This window comes from Aeromonas sp. HMWF017, from assembly GCF_003061465.1.
Lineage (GTDB): Bacteria > Pseudomonadota > Gammaproteobacteria > Enterobacterales > Aeromonadaceae > Aeromonas > Aeromonas veronii.
In genome coordinates this window covers 1-19,197 of sequence record NZ_QAJD01000182.1, presented here as the reverse complement: position 1 = coordinate 19,197, position 19,197 = coordinate 1, and the positions used below count along the sequence as shown (strand labels likewise).

16 protein-coding genes are annotated in these 19,197 nt (G+C 42.5%); all 16 read left to right on the top strand.

Going from position 1 to position 19,197, the window contains the following annotated elements:
* Positions 1-21: 21 nt before the first annotated feature.
* The 16 genes from rfbC (at position 22) to DBR30_RS20485 (ending at position 19,141) form a co-directional block, all read left to right on the top strand.
* Positions 22-567, top strand: a complete 546-nt coding sequence (gene rfbC / locus DBR30_RS20560) for a dTDP-4-dehydrorhamnose 3,5-epimerase (RefSeq protein WP_108540004.1) — start codon at positions 22-24, stop codon at positions 565-567.
* A 38-nt stretch (positions 568-605) separates the two neighbouring features.
* Positions 606-2,003, top strand: a complete 1,398-nt coding sequence (locus DBR30_RS20555; protein ID WP_108540002.1) for a mannose-1-phosphate guanylyltransferase/mannose-6-phosphate isomerase — start codon at positions 606-608, stop codon at positions 2,001-2,003.
* Positions 1,984-3,393 (top strand): phosphomannomutase CpsG, encoded by a 1,410-nt coding sequence (locus tag DBR30_RS20550; RefSeq protein WP_308810861.1) that lies wholly within the window; start codon positions 1,984-1,986, stop codon positions 3,391-3,393. Before DBR30_RS20555 ends, DBR30_RS20550 begins: the two co-directional genes overlap by 20 nt.
* Before the next feature lie 14 nt (positions 3,394-3,407).
* Positions 3,408-4,529, top strand: a complete 1,122-nt coding sequence (gene gmd / locus DBR30_RS20545; RefSeq protein WP_108540000.1) for a GDP-mannose 4,6-dehydratase — start codon at positions 3,408-3,410, stop codon at positions 4,527-4,529.
* A 2-nt stretch (positions 4,530-4,531) separates the two neighbouring features.
* Positions 4,532-5,620, top strand: coding sequence for a DegT/DnrJ/EryC1/StrS family aminotransferase (locus DBR30_RS20540; protein ID WP_108539997.1), 1,089 nt, complete (start codon positions 4,532-4,534; stop codon positions 5,618-5,620).
* Positions 5,621-5,683: 63 nt separating this feature from the next.
* Entirely contained in the window at positions 5,684-6,469 is a 786-nt protein-coding gene (locus tag DBR30_RS20535) for an ABC transporter permease (protein WP_108539995.1), read from the top strand.
* Complete coding sequence (locus tag DBR30_RS20530; RefSeq protein WP_108539993.1) at positions 6,466-7,224, top strand: ABC transporter ATP-binding protein; 759 nt, start codon at positions 6,466-6,468, stop codon at positions 7,222-7,224. Before DBR30_RS20535 ends, DBR30_RS20530 begins: the two co-directional genes overlap by 4 nt.
* Positions 7,221-9,506 (top strand): glycosyltransferase, encoded by a 2,286-nt coding sequence (locus DBR30_RS20525; protein ID WP_108539991.1) that lies wholly within the window; start codon positions 7,221-7,223, stop codon positions 9,504-9,506. The genes DBR30_RS20530 and DBR30_RS20525 overlap by 4 nt, the downstream gene beginning before the upstream one ends.
* Complete coding sequence (locus tag DBR30_RS20520) at positions 9,497-11,137, top strand: glycosyltransferase (RefSeq protein WP_108539989.1); 1,641 nt, start codon at positions 9,497-9,499, stop codon at positions 11,135-11,137. Before DBR30_RS20525 ends, DBR30_RS20520 begins: the two co-directional genes overlap by 10 nt.
* The gene (locus DBR30_RS20515; RefSeq protein ID WP_258224531.1) at positions 11,109-11,759 is read left to right on the top strand and encodes an acetyltransferase; all 651 of its coding nucleotides are present in this window, start codon (positions 11,109-11,111) and stop codon (positions 11,757-11,759) included. Before DBR30_RS20520 ends, DBR30_RS20515 begins: the two co-directional genes overlap by 29 nt.
* A gap of 16 nt (positions 11,760-11,775) precedes the next feature.
* Entirely contained in the window at positions 11,776-12,264 is a 489-nt protein-coding gene (locus DBR30_RS20510; RefSeq protein ID WP_108539984.1) for a GDP-mannose mannosyl hydrolase, read from the top strand.
* Positions 12,242-13,366 (top strand): glycosyltransferase family 4 protein, encoded by a 1,125-nt coding sequence (locus DBR30_RS20505; protein ID WP_108539982.1) that lies wholly within the window; start codon positions 12,242-12,244, stop codon positions 13,364-13,366. Before DBR30_RS20510 ends, DBR30_RS20505 begins: the two co-directional genes overlap by 23 nt.
* Positions 13,367-13,385: 19 nt before the next feature.
* A complete protein-coding gene (locus tag DBR30_RS20500) occupies positions 13,386-14,336 on the top strand; it encodes a UDP-glucose 4-epimerase family protein (protein ID WP_181363642.1) in 951 nt (316 codons plus the stop codon).
* Positions 14,336-15,361, top strand: a complete 1,026-nt coding sequence (locus DBR30_RS20495) for an MraY family glycosyltransferase (RefSeq protein WP_108539977.1) — start codon at positions 14,336-14,338, stop codon at positions 15,359-15,361. The genes DBR30_RS20500 and DBR30_RS20495 overlap by 1 nt, the downstream gene beginning before the upstream one ends.
* The gene (locus DBR30_RS20490; RefSeq protein ID WP_108539974.1) at positions 15,358-17,343 is read left to right on the top strand and encodes a nucleoside-diphosphate sugar epimerase/dehydratase; all 1,986 of its coding nucleotides are present in this window, start codon (positions 15,358-15,360) and stop codon (positions 17,341-17,343) included. The genes DBR30_RS20495 and DBR30_RS20490 overlap by 4 nt, the downstream gene beginning before the upstream one ends.
* 775 nt (positions 17,344-18,118) lie before the next feature.
* Positions 18,119-19,141 carry an exopolysaccharide biosynthesis polyprenyl glycosylphosphotransferase gene (locus DBR30_RS20485; RefSeq protein ID WP_234922455.1) on the top strand — a complete coding sequence of 341 codons (1,023 nt, stop codon included), beginning with the start codon at positions 18,119-18,121 and terminating at the stop codon, positions 19,139-19,141.
* Positions 19,142-19,197: the final 56 nt, after the last annotated feature.

The following is a 19,197-nucleotide window of genomic DNA, read 5'->3' as shown; positions in this document are numbered from 1 at the left end:
AAATAAAATAGGGATATGAAGATGAATGTAATCGAGACCACGATATCTGATGTACTTATTTTTGAGCCAAAAATATTTGGTGATGAGCGTGGCTTTTTCTTTGAGAGTTTCAACCATAAACTGTTCGAAGAAGCAGTAGGATACCCTGTTACTTTTCTTCAAGATAATCATTCTAAATCCTCGAAAAACGTGTTGCGTGGACTGCATTATCAATCATCACCACACGCCCAGGGAAAGCTGGTGCGATGTGTTGTGGGAGAAATATTTGATGTAGCTGTGGATATTCGTGAAAATTCGCCGACCTTTGGAAAATGGGTCGGTGTTCATCTATCAGCTGAGAATAAGCGGCAATTGTGGATTCCGAAAGGGTTTGCCCATGGTTTTATAACTAGAACAGAAACAGCAGAAGTTTTATATAAAGCAACCAATTATTATAGACCTGACTTTGAGCATACAATATGTTGGAATGACCAGCAACTAGGAATAGAGTGGGAGAGTGATATACTCCCTATATTATCTCTTAAAGATAAAAATGCAAAGCCATTTATGGCAGCTAAACATTTCTGAAAATCATATCAACACATTAAATACATTATGGTGTATCTATGACTGTCTTAATTCCTGCTATTATGTGTGGTGGAAGCGGTTCAAGATTATGGCCTGTTTCACGTGAACAACATCCCAAGCCATTCATTAAACTATCGGATAATCAAAGTTTTTTACAAAAAGCATTTTTACGTGGAGCAAAATTATCAGATGTCAGTGAAGTATTGACTATTACTAATCGAGACCTTTATTTCAAAACACTAGATTCATTTAAAGAAGTTAATAGTAATGAAATTCAGACTTCATTTATTCTTGAACCTTATGGTCGTAACACTGCAGCAGCAGTAGCATCTGCTGCAATTTATGCTCGCGATACATATGGCGATGATGCGGTCTTGTTGGTCTTGGCTGCTGATCACTTGATCACAGAGCAAGTTGCATTCGATGATGCTGTTTCCTGCGCTATTGAATTAGCAAAAGCAGGACGGTTAGTCACATTTGGTATTAAACCCACAATACCTGAAACAGGTTATGGTTACATTGAAGCTCTTGGTACAGAGGTTTTGCGCTTCGTTGAAAAGCCAACATTGGATAAGGCAATTGAGTACGTTGAAAGCGGTCGCTTCTTCTGGAATTCAGGTATGTTTTGCTTTAAAGCAAGTACAATGATTGCAGAGATGGACTTGCATTGTCCGGAAGTATTGATAGCAACAAAAGCTTGCCTTGACAAGTCCGATTCGGTTCAAAGTAAAAAGGTCAAGCATATTGATCTGGACCCTGACACATTTATCCATGTTCCAGACATCTCGATAGATTATGCCGTGATGGAAAAATCAGGAAATGTTTCAGTAGTTCCATGTGACATAGGCTGGAGTGATATTGGGTCTTGGGCTGCAATAAGTGAACTACATCAAGCTGATGACGATGGAAACACCGTTCAGGGGCATGCAATTTTACATGCTACCTCAAATTGTTATATTTCGAGCGAGGATCGGGTTATTGGTGCTGTAGGTGTAGAAAACCTAGTAATTGTTGATACTGCTGATGCTCTATTGGTCGCTCACAAAGAAAGTAGTCAGGATGTAAAATTAATTTATAATCACCTTAAGACGATAAACAATGATGCATATAAAATACATCGTACAGTCTATTGTCCATGGGGACGTTATACGTTACTTGAGGTGGGAGAGCGTTTTAAAATAAAAAGACTTGAAGTTAAACCTGGGGCGAGCTTAACGATGCAAATGCATCATCATAGAAATGAACACTGGGTGGTATTATCTGGTGTTGCAGAGGTTTTCTATGAAGATCAAATTGCCTTGCTAACTGCTAACCAATCTACATATATTCCTGCTGGGCATCGTCACCAATTAAAAAATCCAGGTCTCATCGATTTAGTTATGCTAGAGGTGCAAACGGGTGAATATTTAGGTGAAGATGACATCATTGATTATTGAAAAGGAATTTAATTTAGGGGGCATCATGAATCTTACTTGTTTTAAAGCTTACGACATTCGCGGCAAACTGGGTGATGAGCTGAACACTGAGATTGCATACCGTATTGGCCGTGCAACTGCACAGTATCTAAATGCAACGACAATTGCTGTTGGAGGCGATGTTAGACTCACGAGCGAAAGCCTAAAGCAAGCACTTGCAAGAGGGATTCTTGATGCCGGTTGTGATGTCATCGACTTAGGGACTACGGGGACTGAAGAAACCTACTTTGCAGCATTTACGTTAGACATTGATGGTGCTATAGAAGTGACGGCCAGTCATAATCCTATGGATTACAATGGCATGAAACTGGTTGGTCGTGATGCTTGTCCAATTAGTGGTGATAGTGGTTTGAATGATATTCGAGCATTGGCTGAAAAGGGTGACTTCATTGCATCCTCCCGGCAAGGAACATTGATTAAAAAATCGATACTAGATGCTTATGTCGATCATTTGCTGACGTATATAAAGCCGCATCAATTACGTCCACTCAAGCTAGTTGTGAATGCCGGTAACGGGGCTGCAGGGCATGTGCTTGATGTTATCGAGCGACGTTTCAATACCCTCAATGTTCCTGTTGAGTTTATAAAAATTCATCATGAGGAAGATGGTAACTTTCCCAATGGTATTCCTAACCCATTGCTTCCTGAAAATAGAAGTGCTACATCGGAAGCGGTAAAGTTCTATCATGCTGATATGGGTATTGCGTGGGATGGTGATTTTGATCGCTGTTTTTTGTTTGATGAAAATGGTTATTTCATCGAAGGATACTATATTGTTGGATTATTAGCAGAGGCATTTTTAGTAGATAATCCTCATGAGAAAATTATTCATGATCCACGCTTGACATGGAATACTATTGATATCGTTGAAAAGTCTGGTGGTAAACCAGTACAAAGCAAAACTGGTCACGCCTTTATTAAAGAACGGATGCGCAGTGAGAATGCAATATATGGTGGTGAAATGAGTGCCCATCACTATTTCCGTGACTTTGGCTACTGTGATAGCGGTATGATTCCTTGGTTACTAGTAATTAACTTGCTATCACTAAAAAAATCCACATTGTCTAGTTTAGTTGCTGAACGTGTTAAAGCCTATCCATGCAGTGGTGAGATAAATTATAGAGTTGATAATGCTCTTGAGATAATAAAGAAGCTGGAAGAGGTCTATGCGCCACTTGCTGTCAAGGTAGAATATGTAGATGGTCTTAGTATTGAAATGAACGATTGGCGATTTAATGTTCGCATTTCAAACACAGAACCATTACTAAGGCTTAATGTTGAAAGCAAAAACGATATAAGCAAGTTAACGTCTGGTTTGAATTCATTACATAAAATGATCAACAACTTATAAGGAGAGTGCTGAAAATGTCCAAGAAAGTAGCGTTAATTACTGGGGTGACTGGTCAGGATGGTTCATATCTGGCTGAGTTTCTATTAGAGAAGGGGTATGAAGTCCATGGTATTAAGCGCCGTGCATCTCAGTTTAATACACAACGTGTAGACCACATTTATAAAGACCCTCATGAAGAGAACGTTGATTTTAAACTACATTATGGTGACTTAACGGATTCATCAAATCTAACGAGAATTATAGCCGAAGTTCAACCAGATGAAGTTTATAATCTTGGTGCTCAATCTCATGTCGCTGTTAGTTTTGATTCCCCAGAATATACTGCGGATGTTGATGCGATAGGTACTTTACGCTTATTGGAAGCTATTCGTTTCTTGGGACTGACAAAAAAAACTCGTTTTTATCAGGCATCGACATCCGAACTATACGGCCTCGTGCAAGAAATTCCGCAGCGAGAGACAACACCTTTTTATCCGCGCAGCCCTTATGCTGTTGCAAAAATGTATGCGTACTGGATTACGGTGAATTATCGTGAGGCATATGGTATGTATGCTTGTAATGGTATTTTGTTTAATCATGAGTCACCCCGTCGTGGAGAAACATTTGTCACTAGAAAAATTACTCGAGGTTTGTCAAATATTGCTCAAGGCCTCGAAAAGTGCCTGTATATGGGAAACATGGACTCATTGCGTGATTGGGGACATGCAAGAGACTATGTCAAGATGCAATGGATGATGTTGCAACAAGAGCAGCCAGAGGACTTTGTCATTGCAACTGGAGTGCAATATAGTGTCCGTGAATTTATAAAAATGGCCGCTGCTGAGTTAGGTATTGAATTGAACTTTGTTGGAAGCGGCGTCGAGGAAAAAGCTGTCGTTTCGGCGATTTATGGAGATAAGGCGCCGGCATTGAAGGTCGGTGATATTATCGTATGTGTTGATCCACGTTATTTCAGACCGGCCGAGGTAGAGACTCTTCTTGGTGATCCATCTAATGCAAAAAATAAGCTGGGTTGGGAGCCGGAAACGACACTCGCAGAAATGGTAAGTGAGATGGTTGCATATGATTTACAGCAAGCTCGCCAGCATGCCTTGCTGAAATCCCATGGCTTTGATGTTAATGTCAGTGTGGAGTGACTATGATTCCAGTATATCAACCAAGATTATCTGGTAATGAAAAAAAATATGTTAATGAATGCCTTGATTCAACATGGATCTCTTCCAAAGGTGAGTTTATTAACAGATTTGAATCTGCATTTTCAAAGTATATTGGTGCAGAAAATTGTACAACAGTGAGTAATGGTACTGTAGCACTTCATTTGGCGATGGCTGCTTTAGGTATTGGTCCTGGTGATGAGGTTATTGTTCCTTCATTCACATATATTGCCTCAGTGAATACCATCATTCAGACCGGTGCAAAAGCAGTCTATGTTGACTCGCTACCAGATACATGGAACATCGATGTCAATGATGTAATAGCAAAAATCACAACAAAGACCAAGGCTGTCATGGCTGTGCATCTTTATGGTTTACCATGTGACATGGATGCGTTAGTCGATGTTTGTAAGAAACATAACTTGTTTTTGATCGAAGACTGTGCGGAAGCGTTCGGTACTCTTTATAAGAATAAGCATGTTGGTACATTTGGTGACGTGGCAACATTCAGTTTCTTTGGAAATAAGACAATAACTACCGGCGAAGGTGGCATGGTTGTTTCAAAGGATAAAAATGTCCATGACTTGGCATGCCACTTGAAGAGCCAAGGTGTTTCGAAGGTTAAAGAGTATTGGCATGATGCGTTGGCATTTAATTATCGCATGACAAATATATGTGCTGCGATTGGCCTGGCACAATTAGAGCAAGCAGACGAGATAATTGCCAAAAAAAGAGAGATTGCCAGTTGGTATCAGCGTCGATTAAACCATTTGCCGATAACATTCCACAAAGAGATTGAGAATACCAGTCATTCATTTTGGATGTGCTCGATCCTCGTCGAGAATGCACAAGATAGAGACTTGCTCAGAACTGTTCTAAAGAGTCATGATGTTGAGACAAGGCCATTGTTTCCTTTAGCTAATACGATGCCACATGTATTTACGGAACATAAATTTCCTGTTGCTGAAAATATCAGCTCAAGAGGAATGAATTTACCAAGCTACCCTGAATTATTGGAAAAAGATGTTGATTATATCTGCAACGTAATTTCTGATTTTTATTTAAATAAGTAATGTTAAATAGATAACCCTTCATCTTTCGTTGGTGAAGGGTTATTTTAAATTGGTGGGAGCTCTATGAGTCTTTATTATGTTAGGGGTATTTGGGATGCTAGATATTTTTGGCAGCATCTCGCGTTATCGGATCTACGCTCTCGTTGGCGGCGTTCTTTTTTCGGTGTATTATGGTCATTTATTCAACCTTTAGGTATGACATTATTAATATCTATAGTTTTTAGTAAAATGTTTAATACGGACATAGTGACATATGCACCCTATATTTTGTCAGGAATTATAGTCTGGGATTTTGTAGTAGCCAATACCATTGGTGGTTCACTTGCGTTTGTGCAAGCTGATGCCTACATTAAACAATGCAAGCATCCATTAGCAATATATACATTACGAACTGTATTGAGCAGCATCATAGTACTTGCACTTGCCAGTTTGGCTCTATTTGCTTGGTCAATAGTTGTATTGCCACAAAATATAAATATAACCTGGCTAGCCACCTTAACTGTTTTTCCAATATTGGCACTTATTGCATGGCCATTATCAACATTGCTAGCGTATATCGGGGTTAGATTTAGAGATGTACCACATGCGATGGGATTGGTCATGCAAGCGATATGGTTTATCTCTCCGGTATATTTCGAAGAACGTATGTTCCGTTCTGGCGGATTGGATTGGTTAGTCGATTACAATCCTGTGTATCATGTATTGCAAATTATAAGAGCACCACTACTAAAAGGTGAATGGCCGAGTCTGGAAAACTATACATTTAGTCTAATAACAGCTGCGTTCCTATTTTTGCTTGCATGGCTGATTGGCCGAAATGCAGAGAAAAAAGTGATCTTCTACCTATGAAAAAGAATAAAATTAAACTTGAGAATGTTAACCTTCATTATGCATCAGTAGCTTACAAAGAGCGGTCACTAAAGTCTCTTTTCTCTGCTGCTTTTAAAAAAGGAAAAGCAGAGCGTTCTGTTTCTGATATTCATGCATTAAAAAATATTACGCTAGAAATAAATAATGGAGAGAGGGTCGGGCTCTTAGGGCATAATGGTGCAGGAAAAAGTACATTTCTTAAAACGGTGGCAGGTCTCTATCCTATATCTAGTGGTAAATTAATTGTTGAAGGGCAAGTTCGTTCTCTTTTTGATTTGAGTCTAGGTTTTGAACCTGATGCAACAGGCCGAGAGAATATTCTCTATCGTGGTCTTCTGCTTGGCCTCTCTCCGACTTTTATGAAAGAGAAAGAAAATGAGATCGTTGAGTTTGCTGGTCTGGGTGAGTTTATTGATTATCCAATTAAAACTTACTCTGCAGGCATGCAGGTTAGACTCGCATTTGCCATATCCACAGCAGTTGGTGGCGATATTTTGCTCCTCGATGAAGTGATTGGTGCTGGTGATGCTCAGTTTATGGCAAAGGCTAAAAGCAGAATAATGAGTTTGATTGAGAATGCTGAAATACTAGTTTTAGCATCACATGATTTCAGCGCATTGAAAAATATTTGTTCAAGAGGGATTGTATTTCATCATGGTGAATACATTTTTGATGGCCCCATTGATGATGCGATCATTGCCTATAAACGAGTCAATAATCTGGATTTAGCATGAAAAATCGAGTGTTGTGGCTGCTTAACCATTCAACATTAAGAAACTTTGAAATACCTCAGCTAATAGAATTTGGTATTGAAGAAATATATCTTCCCAAAAAGTTTCCATATGATGAGGGAAATTTATCGGCAAGTATTACATTTGATTTTGACGATAAATTGACTATCCCTAGGCATGAACTTGATATTTTAAATGAACAAAATTGGTATGAGTCGCCCAGTAAAAATGCTTGGGATATTGTCAATAAATATTTTGATTATGCGATAATTGGCTTCTTCCCAAAGCAAATTAAGTCAACCATTAAAAGTTTTAATGGTACCGTCATTCTTCGTGTATTTGGATTATCTAAGGGATACAATTATTCTTCTTTACTAAGAAGTGAGTGTGGAGATAATGTAGTATCAACGATTAAATCGATGGGAAAAAGATTCTGGTTTGGTTGTGGCTATGAGCATATTTCCGATGTAGAAATGCCATATTTAGCAAAGCGCTCATGCTATTTGCCTGTTGGTTTAAAAGGTAAATATCAGCCTGATAATTGGACTGGAAAAAGAAAAACGATACTATTTGTCTGTCCTAGAATAGGAACATCTCCATACTTTAAAAGTATTTATGAATCCTTTGTTCGTGATTTTAAAGATTTTGATTATATCATTGGTGGTGCGCAGCCAATAGCTGTTAATGATAAGAAAGTACTCGGCTTTGTATCTAAAGAAGAGCACTCTGATAACATGCAACAATGCAGCATTATGTTTTATCATTCCACTGAACCAAATCATATACATTATCATCCCTTTGAAGCCATACAAGCTGGTATGCCATTAATATATATGGCTGGGGGAATGCTGGATTTGATGGGGGGCGGGGATTTACCTGGCAGATGTGAAACAATTGCAGAAGCTAAGGCTAAGATTAGAAAAATTTTAAATGACGATGAACAGTTAATCAAGGATATTAGAAAAACACAGCATGTGCTTCTTGAGAAAATGATGCCAGAGTATTGTGCTTCAATATGGAAAAGAAACTTTAGCCTTGTCGTTGATGGATTAAAAGAACATCGCCTCCAGCAGAAAGCTCGCCCTACATATACCACAAGAAAAAAACGAATTGCCATAATTGTTCCGATTGAGTATCGAGGGGGGAGTCTGCGAGGTGCTAAGCTTTTAGCTGATGCCATATTACTTGGTAGTCAACAGGCTAATGAAGAATGTGACATCGTTTTTGCGCATCCAACCATTGATGAATTAGAGCATGCTAATGAGTTGAAGGATTTAAATCCAAAAATTCAAAGGAGAAGCTTCTATTGGCAACATCTTTCTAAAGATGATGCTACTCGTGCTATGCAATATGCTGGTCATGATGGCTGGTGTGCCGTAGATGAATCATATATGGTGCCAAATGACAGCATCAGTAATTTCTATGATTGTGATATTTGGGTTTTCGTTTCTGACAGGCTGGACAAAACGCTGCTTCCAGTAAGACCGATAGTATTGATGGTATATGATTATTTGCAGCGCTATGTTTCAATTTTGCAAGGAAGTGCTGATCATCCCTACTTGAAAGCAGCAACACAAGCTGAGCGAGTCTTGGTTACTACTGAGTTTACTTGCCGAGATGCGCAACAATATGCTGGTATTGAGTCTGACAGAATTGCTCGGTTACCTATGTTGGCACCTGACTTTTCGTTTTCAGATGAGCAGCAAAAAGATATTGGCGACTATTTCATTTGGACTACTAATCTTAGTCCACATAAGAATCATCTCAATGCAGTCAAAGCATTAGATATTTATTATAATCAGCTAGCCGGTTCTCTTACATGCTTTATCACCGGTGTTAATACTCAGAGTATAACGGAAAGTAAACTTTCATATTTGAGCGAGTTTGTGAGAACTGTTGATAATAGTGAGCCGTTGAAACGTAAGATAAAGTTATGTGGTGAGTTATCCGATTTAGAATATAAAAAGGCACTAAAAAAAGCAGCATTTATATGGCATCCTGCGCGCATTGATAATGGCACTTTCTCGGTTATTGAGGCTGCCTATCTCAATATACCTGCACTCTCTTCTGATTATCCGGCAATGCGTGAAATAGATAGACAGTTTTCACTTAATTTAACATGGTCTGATGCAAACTCGCCGGAGCAAATGGCTTGTCAGCTAAAATATATAGAAGAGCAAGCTTTTCATCTTCGAAAAAATTTGCCTAGTAAAGATATACTGAAAGAGCAACGAGTGGAAAATTTGGCTAAGCATTATTGGGGGGTAATACGCGAATGTCTGTGAGAAAATTTGGAATTTATCTTTGCTATGCCCCATCTGTTGATTTACGGAAGGAGGGACTTGGTCGTTACTTGGCTGCCTTTCTTAAAGGTGCTGCAGTACGAGATGATGTAAAGTTTACCTTGGTGTGTCCTAGTTGGTCTACGAAAGATCTATATGACCTTTTTGATAGTGAGAATGTACCACATGACAGTTTTTCGATTCGCTCACCAGAAAAAAGACCACTTTTACTGGATCTTTACCATTGGTACATTAATCGTAAAACGAAAATAAGGAAAAGAAAAACACTCAAATCATTTTTACTGGGGTTGGTTGGTAGCTTGAAGGAAAATATTTTCCATTATGTGGAAAAGCGTTTGTTAAATGCATATACAACATTGGATCTGATCCTTTTAGGCGTTGAAGGGTGTCTGTTATTTCTGCTGGCTTTAATCATTTTTCCATTATTTTTTATTTTTTCGTTTCCCTTTTTATTAGCATTTTTTTGTGTTCGTAGATTGAAACTAATTGTGCTGGGCAGGTTTTCCAAGTACATAGGCCGTTTCATGAAAATGATATACTCGCCTAAAGATGATGGATTTGTATTGCGTCTCTACCGTAACATGGAGTTGGTGGAAGGGAAACGCATAAGCGCATTAATCGATAGTATGCATGATATATCTGCATGGTATTGTCCAACAGCCTATTGGCCTGAGTTTAACAAGATCGATGCTCCTCGATTAATGTGTGTACCTGATGTTGTTTTACGAGAGTTTCCCGTTGCCTTTTCTCAAATTGGTGGTGATAGAACTCTATCGACGTTTAAATTGCTAGAAGAGGCTATCAGAACAGGGGACCACTTTGTCACTTATAGTGAAGTGGTAAAATGGAATACACTTATTGATGGTTATCAAGTATCAGTGGACAAGGTCTCAGTAGTACATCACGCCGCTAATAAAGTTGATAGCTTCATTAATATTACTGGTCTACCAGATAATGAAGAGGCAACTACCAATTATGCCAAGTCGTTACTCATTTCCGCAATTCGCAAATCGAATGAGCAAAATTATGTGTCAATGTTTAAAAATAAAGATGTAGAGTTTGTTTTTTATGCTAGCCAGATCAGGCCAAATAAAAACATAATAAGTTTATTCAAAGCGTATGAGTATCTTTTACGAAAAAAATTTGTTCAGCACAAATTGATCGTTACCGGCAGCATTAGTGTTATACCTGAAGTAAAAGAGTTTATTATTAGCCACAATCTACAACATGATATCTTATTTTTACATGGACTAACAATGCAAGAGCTTGCAGCTTGTTATAAATTGGCAAGTTTGGCAGTTAATCCAAGTCTAAGTGAGGGCGGGTGTCCGTTTACATTTACTGAGGCGTTATCTGTTAATACACCAGTTGTTATGGCTCGTATTCCTGTTACTGAAGAAATTCTTACTGACCCTGAGTTACAGGAAATGACATTTTTTGATCCATATGATTGGAGAGATATGGCTAAGAGAATAGAATGGGCACTCCACCATAAGGACATCTTACTACGAAAACAGTTGCAGATATACGATCAGTTATCAATGCGTACATGGTCTGATGTTGTAAATGAGCATATCGATATACTTGAGCGTATTAGTTGCTTGGAGAAATAATGTGGTAGATTCAAAGAAGTTGGCCATTTTAGGATGTGGTGGACATGCAAGAAGTGTGGCTGATGTAGCATTATCGTTGGGATTCTCAATGTTATGCTTTATTGATGATAATGCAAAACCTGGCGAGAGTATTTTGGGTTATCCAGTTTTTCCTTCATGGGATGTAATCTCTCCCGATGAGTGGATTTTTTTTTCTGCAGTAGGTGATAATTATAAAAGAAAGATACAGTTAGAGATATTGGGGGAAATGGGGTGGCAAGTTGCCACCTTGATTTCTGCCACAGCCACGATTGGTATTAACTCTATCATAGGTAAAGGAACATTCGTCGGTCATCATGGGCACATTGGTCCTTCAGTTAAAATTGGTGAGGGATGCATTATCAATACAGGTGCAATAATTGAACATGACGTCTGTGTTGATGAATTTACGCATGTATCGGTCAACAGTACAGTGGCAGGTTCAGTTAATATTGGAAAGTTATGTTTTATAGGTGCAGGCGCAACTATAATAAACAATATTACTGTTCGCGACGAGATTACTGTTGGTGCCGGTGCGTGTGTTGTAAACACTATAGATCAGCCCGGAATTTATGTGGGTGTGCCAGCAAAGAAGTATAAATAACATCTTGGGGTGAGATATGCATCTTACGGATGATGATTTTTTAAAAACAATAAAAAATACACCTTTAATCTCGATTGATCTGGTGATTTCTGATAGTTCAGGGCGATATCTTCTCGGTCTCAGAAGAAATAGACCTGCAGCCGATTATTGGTTTGTTTTGGGGGGCAGGATAAAAAAGGGAGAAGCTATATCAGATGCCTTTAAAAGAGTTGCTGAGAATGAGCTTGGTGTGACGTTACAGAGTTCGAAAGCTAAATTTATTGGAGTCTACGAGCATTTTTATAAAGATTCTTTTTATGACATTATGACTCCAACTCACTATGTTGTTTTAGCGTATTCAATAGAACTAGACCATGATATAAATTCATTCTCTGTTGCTCAGCATTCAAAGTATAAATGGTTTGATATAGTAGACCTTCTTGCATCACCAGATGTTCATCAATACACAAAGAACTATTTTTTAGATAAGGGCTTGGAAGATAATGAAAATTCTTCATTTTTTTAAAACATATTACCCAGATGCTTACGGTGGTGTGCAACAAGTCATATATCAGCTTGCTGAAGGTGCAGTAAAAATAGGGCATGAGGTTGATGTATTATGTTTAAGTGCTGAAAATGCTGGTCGAAATTTTAACATCGCTAATCATAGTGTGCATGCTGCAAAAGAAGATTTTTATATAGCTTCGACTGGTTTTTCATGGTCTGCCATTGTCGAATTCAGGCGACTGGCTGAGAAAGCTGACATTATTCATTATCATTTTCCATGGCCTTATATGGATCTTGTTCATTTTTGGGTTAATCCTAAAAAGCCGACGGTGGTCAGTTACCATTCTGACATTGTCAAACAAAAATACCTGCTACAACTTTATAAGCCATTGATGATGTCTTTTCTAAATAAAGTTGATGCTGTAGTCGCTTCTTCACCCAATTATGTCAAGACCAGCCCCGTTCTCTCTAGCCTAAAAAAGGATGTTGAGGTGATACCATTCGGTCTGGAAAAGGTATCTCCAAGTTATGCAGAACTATCGTTATCGAATAAATGGAATGATAAAATAAAAGGGCGTTTTTTTCTTTTTATCGGATTTTTACGATATTATAAGGGGTTGTCATTTGTCCTTGATGCTATGCGTGGGCTTGATTATCCTTTGATAATAATTGGTGAAGGCCCATGTGAAAAGGAGTTGAAGTCTCAGGCGGATAAGTTAGGATTAAAAAATACGTTGTTTGTTGGTCCAGTAAGTGACGCTGAAAAAAATATTTTACTGGAGTTATGTTACGCTGTGGTCTTTCCATCTCATCTGCGTTCTGAAGCGTTTGGTATGACTTTGTTAGAGGCATCTATGTATGGGAAGCCAATGATTACTTGCGAAATTGGTACAGGCACTACATATATAAATATGCATGGTGAAACCGGCTTGGCAGTTGAGCCAGCAAATAGTGAGGCTCTATCATCAGCAATGAAAAAGTTATGGGATGATCAAGATGAAGCTGAGAGTATGGGGAAAAATGCAAAGGCTAGATTTGAACATAACTTTACTGCCGACGTCATGATTGATAAATATATGACGTTATATGAAAAAGTTATTTCAAATTATTATTCATCTTGAAATGCCTATCTCAAATTGTATGTCCATACCTAGAATTCTTGTCACAGGTGCCAACGGATTTGTAGGCAAGGCGGTCTGTGAACACTTGCTGGCGCTGGGGGCGAATGTTAAAGGAGCGGTGCGAAGTCACTCGCTGGCTTCTTACCATGTTCAGGCTCCCTCTCTGACTGCGGATGCCAACTGGACTGCTCAATTGCAACAGGTGGATGTGGTTGTTCACTGTGCTGCCAGGGTGCATGTAATGTCGGATACCGCGACAGATCCCCTGGCTGCGTTTCGAGCGGTGAATACAGAGGGCTCCCTCGCTCTTGCCCGGCAGGCTGCTGAGGCAGGAGTAAAGCGCTTCATCTTTATCAGTTCGATCAAAGTGAATGGCGAGCAGACCGACCCTGGTAAGCCATTTGATGAGAATGTGCAAAGTCCGCCAGAAGATCCCTATGGACGCTCGAAGTATGAGGCTGAGCAGGGGCTGATGGCACTCGCGAAAGAGTGTGGTATGGCTGTAACCATCATCCGCCCTCCTCTTATTTACGGGGAAGGGGTGAAGGCTAACTTTGCCAGCATGATGACGTGGGTGCGCAAAGGGATCCCGCTCCCTTTTGCCCGTTTGACCAATGCGCGTAGCCTGTTGGCGTTACCTAATTTGTGTGACTTCATTGCCCATGCGATGGAGCACCCTGCTGCAGTGAATCAGGTCTTTTTAGTCGCAGATCCTGTCGCAGTGTCGACGTCGCACTTATTGGCGGCGATTGCAGAAGCAGAAGGCGTTAGCTGTCGAGTCTTTTATCTCCCACCAGGAGTAATAAGAGTGCTTGGACGCTGTTTGGGGATTGATGCCAAGCTACAACGGATTTATGGCTCTCTGGAAATGGATACCCGCAAGGCTCAGAGCCGATTACAATGGTCGGCACCCTATTCGCTCTCTCAGACCCTATCTCTGATGGCGTCAATCCATAGTGAGTCGTCTTGATGCTGGCATTTGTTTTGTTGTCGATATTTTGTCTTTTTCTTTCAATCACCATGACCGGCCTGCTCAGGCGCTACGCACAGACCCGCTTGCTTGACCAACCCAATCATCGCAGTTCGCATCAGGTGCCGACCCCGAGAGGCGGTGGCATGGCTATCGTGGCGACCTTTCTGCTGGCAGCCCCGTTGTTTGTTACCCTGATCCCACTTCCCTCCGGCATATCCCAGAGCAGCTTCGCATTGATATGGGCTGCGGCGCTGGGGATTGCCTTGGTTGGTTTTATCGATGACCACATCTCTCTCAAGCCCCGAACCCGCCTGATTGTGCAGAGCATGGCGGCAGCTTTGGTGGTATCTGCGGTTGATGGTTTGCCAGCGCTGACCTTCTTTGGTTGGCAGCTCGATCTGGCCTGGTTTGGTTACCTGATGGCCTGGCTGGGGGTGATCTGGTTTATCAACCTGTACAACTTTATGGATGGCATCGATGGCTTGGCGGCAGGTGAAGCCGTTGTCGTCTGTCTGTTCATGACGTTATTTCACTATCTGGTTGGGGGGGAGTGGTCGTCTGCCTGTTTGATCCTGCTACTGGGGATTTCGGCGGCGGGCTTCTTGTGCTGGAATTTTCCGCCCGCCAGGATCTTTATGGGGGATGGTGGCAGCGGATTTCTTGGCTTGATGCTGGCCTCCCTGATGCTGCTGGATGCGGCATCTGCCCCTCAATTCCTGTGGGCATGGCTCGTCATGCTCGGGGTCTTTGTGGTTGATGCGACCTGGACGTTGCTGAATCGCTTTCGTCTGAAATGCCGTCTGAGCGAGGCTCATCGTACTCATGGCTATCAATATCTGGCGAGGCGTTGGCAGAGCCATCGAAACGTGACCTTGGCTGTGCTTCTTATAAATAGCCTTTGGCTTGCGCCGATCGCTGTCATGATTGTATTGGGCCAGCTCGATGGTGTGAGCGGTCTGGTCATTGCCTACTTGCCGTTAGCTTTTCTTGCGTATCACCTGAATGCAGGAGTACCAGAATGAGAAATGAGCTTTTACCCGGTGGGAGCTGGCTACTGACTTGCCTGGGCTCCCTGTCACGAGCCAGCAAGCGTGCCGTATCTGTCACCGTTGATATGATCCTGATCACCATGACCTATTGGGGAGCGTACTGGATCCGGCTTGAACACAACTGGCCAATCGATAGCCCGCATCACTGGGCACTGCTTGGCGCAATTATCATTGTCAGCATCGGTCTGTTTGTAAGGCTTGGGCTTTATCGCGCAGTGCTCCGATATGTCAGCTTTCGGGTGTTATGGACAATCTCGCTAGGGGCATTTCTTTCAACCTGCTTCTTTGTTCTCTCTGCGTTTTACTTTGATATCCTTCTGCCGAGAACGGTTTCGGTTATCTATCTCTCCTTTTTGGTGTTACTGGTTGGCGGTGTGCGGCTGTTTTTCCGGGCGCTCCTAAATACCACCCGTTTGGCTCGTACCCAGGTATTGATCTACGGCGCGGGCTCTTCGGGCCGACAGTTGCAAATGGCCTTGTTGCAAGGCAATGAGTTTTATCCCGTTGCCTTTATTGATGACGATCCCGCCAAACAGGGATGCGTGATCCAGGGCTGTACCGTTTATCACAGTGCTCAGCTGCCAACCCTGATTGACCACCATGGGGTGCAGAAGATCTTGCTGGCCATGCCGAGCAGCACCAGGGCTCGCCGTCAGGAGGTGATCAATGCACTTGAGCCCCTATCTTGCGAAGTGCTCTCTATCCCGGGGATGGCCGATCTGGTCAATGGCTCTGCCCGCATAGATCAGCTCAATGAGGTCTCCATCGACGATCTATTGGGCAGAGATCCGGTAGAGCCGGTGACCACCTTGATGGAAGCCAATATCACAGGCAAAGCGGTCATGGTGACAGGTGCCGGTGGCTCTATTGGTTCTGAGCTCTGTCGCCAAATCTTGCGGTGCCGGCCATCCACTCTGGTACTGTTCGAACTATCCGAATACGCCCTCTATGTCTTGCACAAGAACCTGCGGGAGCAGTGTCAGCGTGAAGAAATCGAAACGGATCTGGTGCCGTTACTAGGATCAGTGCAGCGCCAGCATCGTCTCAAGACGGTGATGCAGAGTTTCAGGATCCAGACCGTCTACCATACCGCGGCTTACAAACATGTCCCGCTGGTTGAGTTCAACATTATTGAAGGGGTACGTAACAACGTATTCGGCACTCTTTATGCAGCACAGGCGGCTATTGAGGCAGGGGTGGAAACATTCGTGCTGATCTCTACCGATAAAGCGGTGCGGCCAACCAACACCATGGGGGCCAGCAAGCGTCTGGCCGAGTTGATCTTGCAAGCCTTGACCCGCGAGAAGCACAGCACTCGTTTTTGTATGGTGCGTTTTGGCAATGTTCTTGGATCTTCCGGCTCAGTGGTGCCGTTATTCAGACAGCAGATAGATAAGGGGGGGCCCATCACTCTGACTCACCCCGATATTATCCGTTACTTCATGACCATACCTGAGGCTGCCCAGCTGGTGATCCAGGCTGGCGCCATGGGGGAGGGGGGCGACGTCTTTGTGCTCGATATGGGGCAACCGGTACGGATCATGGAGCTGGCCAAGCGCATGATACGCCTCAGCGGCCTGACACTGCGTGATGAGCAGCGTCCTGATGGGGATATTGCCATCGAGGTGACGGGGTTGCGGCCGGGTGAAAAGCTCTACGAAGAGTTACTGATTGGTGATGATGCCAGAGGAACCGAGCATCCCCGGATCATGGTGGCACAAGAGAGCTGGCTGCCCTGGTCGCGACTGCGCCCCTTGCTGGCCTCACTGGATGATGCTTGTCACCGTTTTGATCAACAGCAAGTGCGCGACATCCTGATGCATGCTCCTGCTGCATTCGAACCGACGGATGGTATTTGTGATCTGGTGTGGCTAGCGAAGCAGCAGCTACCACCAAGTGATAATGTTGTTAAATTGCCCTCACATAACATAGATTTTTTGCTTGCTAATCACTGAATTTTTATATAGGCGTCCATTATTGGGCGCTTTTTTTTTTGCTTTTCCACCTGTTTGTTTGTTTTTTAATCGATCGAGCCAGTCGTGGACTAGATTGGCTACTCATTTTGGCGAACCGCAGGTAGAATTCCTGCCTCCACTGATTTCGGAATAATCCTACAGTTTTGCGCAAATTAATGCAGCAGAATGAGCGGAGCTATGGCGAATGGCTGGAGTGGCGACTTGTTTTGTTGTCATGATCGTCAGCAGTAAGGTATGGCAAATTACATATCAATTTACTGATGCCTTTAACAATATAAAAAGACTGCATGCACACTGGGAGCTGTAACTCAGGGGCGGTAGCCATTATTTTTTTTATAGATTGGATTGTTTTTTAGTCCGTTACTGACTTCTTTGTAGTCAATTCGGCGCTTTAGCGATAGCGATGATATCGATACAAGAGGGACCGTCAGTAGTCCCCAGATACATGGCACGGGATAGAGAGTGTGACAACGCCGGAATGTGATCATTCGGGTGTCTGTCACTGGTTGGCAATCGATTGTAATTGAAATGTTTTTACTGCCGGACTCGTCAACTCGACGAGTTTGCCGAGCTCCTCCTGTCCAGCCCTTCGCTTTCAAATAAAAATCAATCTCTTTTCTTTGTTCGTTTCTCGCTGCTGCTCGTTTCGACAAGCTGCCGGAGGGAAACACAAAATCTACGTGACGTGGCAGTCGAATGCCGATGAGACAAACCTCGATGGTTGTTTCTCTGGGTATAGACATGAAGAGAGCTTATGGGAATGCATAATAAAATAGACAGTAGTGCAGCCTTCGGGATTGCTGCGAATGAACAGTTGACGGCCGAGAGCCATTCACTGGATATTGGTAATCTGGTGTATGAGCTTAAGCGGGTTCACATGAAAAGTGATGAGCTTTATGTTTACTGCAGTGACAATGACAAAAAGCTTATCGAACGGGTGCTTGCTGATTATCCGTTCACATTGAACTTCAATGTGACAGACCTCTCGGCCCTGAAAGGCAAAACTCTTGTGCATTACAAGAGTGGTGACCTTCCCGATGAACTGGCAGCAATGCTGGTGCTGGCCACCAAATATGGCGCCTACGTTGAACCGCTGGTCAGTTATTTGGACCGTCGCTTCGGCCGCACTGAAGTGGAGTTGCTGCACAGCGGCTACTTCCTGCACATGAAATCTTTCTCCATCCTCTCCCGTCCATCCAATCGCATTGTCAAGCGTGCGCTGGATCTGGTCTCTGCCATTGCGCTCAGTCTGGTTGCCATTCCCATTGGCTTGCTTGCTGCGCTGGCCATCAAACTGGAATCACCTGGTCCCATCTTTTATCGTCAAGCCCGGGTTGGCCTGTTCAACCAGGAATTCGACGTAATCAAGTTCCGCTCTATGCGAAACGATGCCGAAAAAAATGGTGCTCAATGGGCAAGCAAGAACGACGCCCGAGTCACGCGTGTTGGCCGTTTCATTCGCAAGACCCGTATTGATGAACTACCGCAACTGATCAACGTCTTTAAAGGCGAAATGTCTCTGGTTGGCCCAAGACCCGAGCGGGAAGTATTTATAAAAGAGCTGGAAGCTGTTATCCCGTACTATCGCTTCCGTCATGCGGTCAAGCCCGGCATTACCGGCCTGGCCCAGGTCAAATACCCCTACGGGGCATCTATTGAAGATGCCGTTTGGAAGCATAAATACGATATCTTCTATATCAAGCATCAAAGCCTGATGTTGGATATCAAGATCCTGATATTGACTGTTAAGACTGTACTGTTTGGCATGGGGCGGTAATTATAGTGTGCTCCGGCTATGTCCAACTACCTATGATGCCTTATTAAGTCGATAAC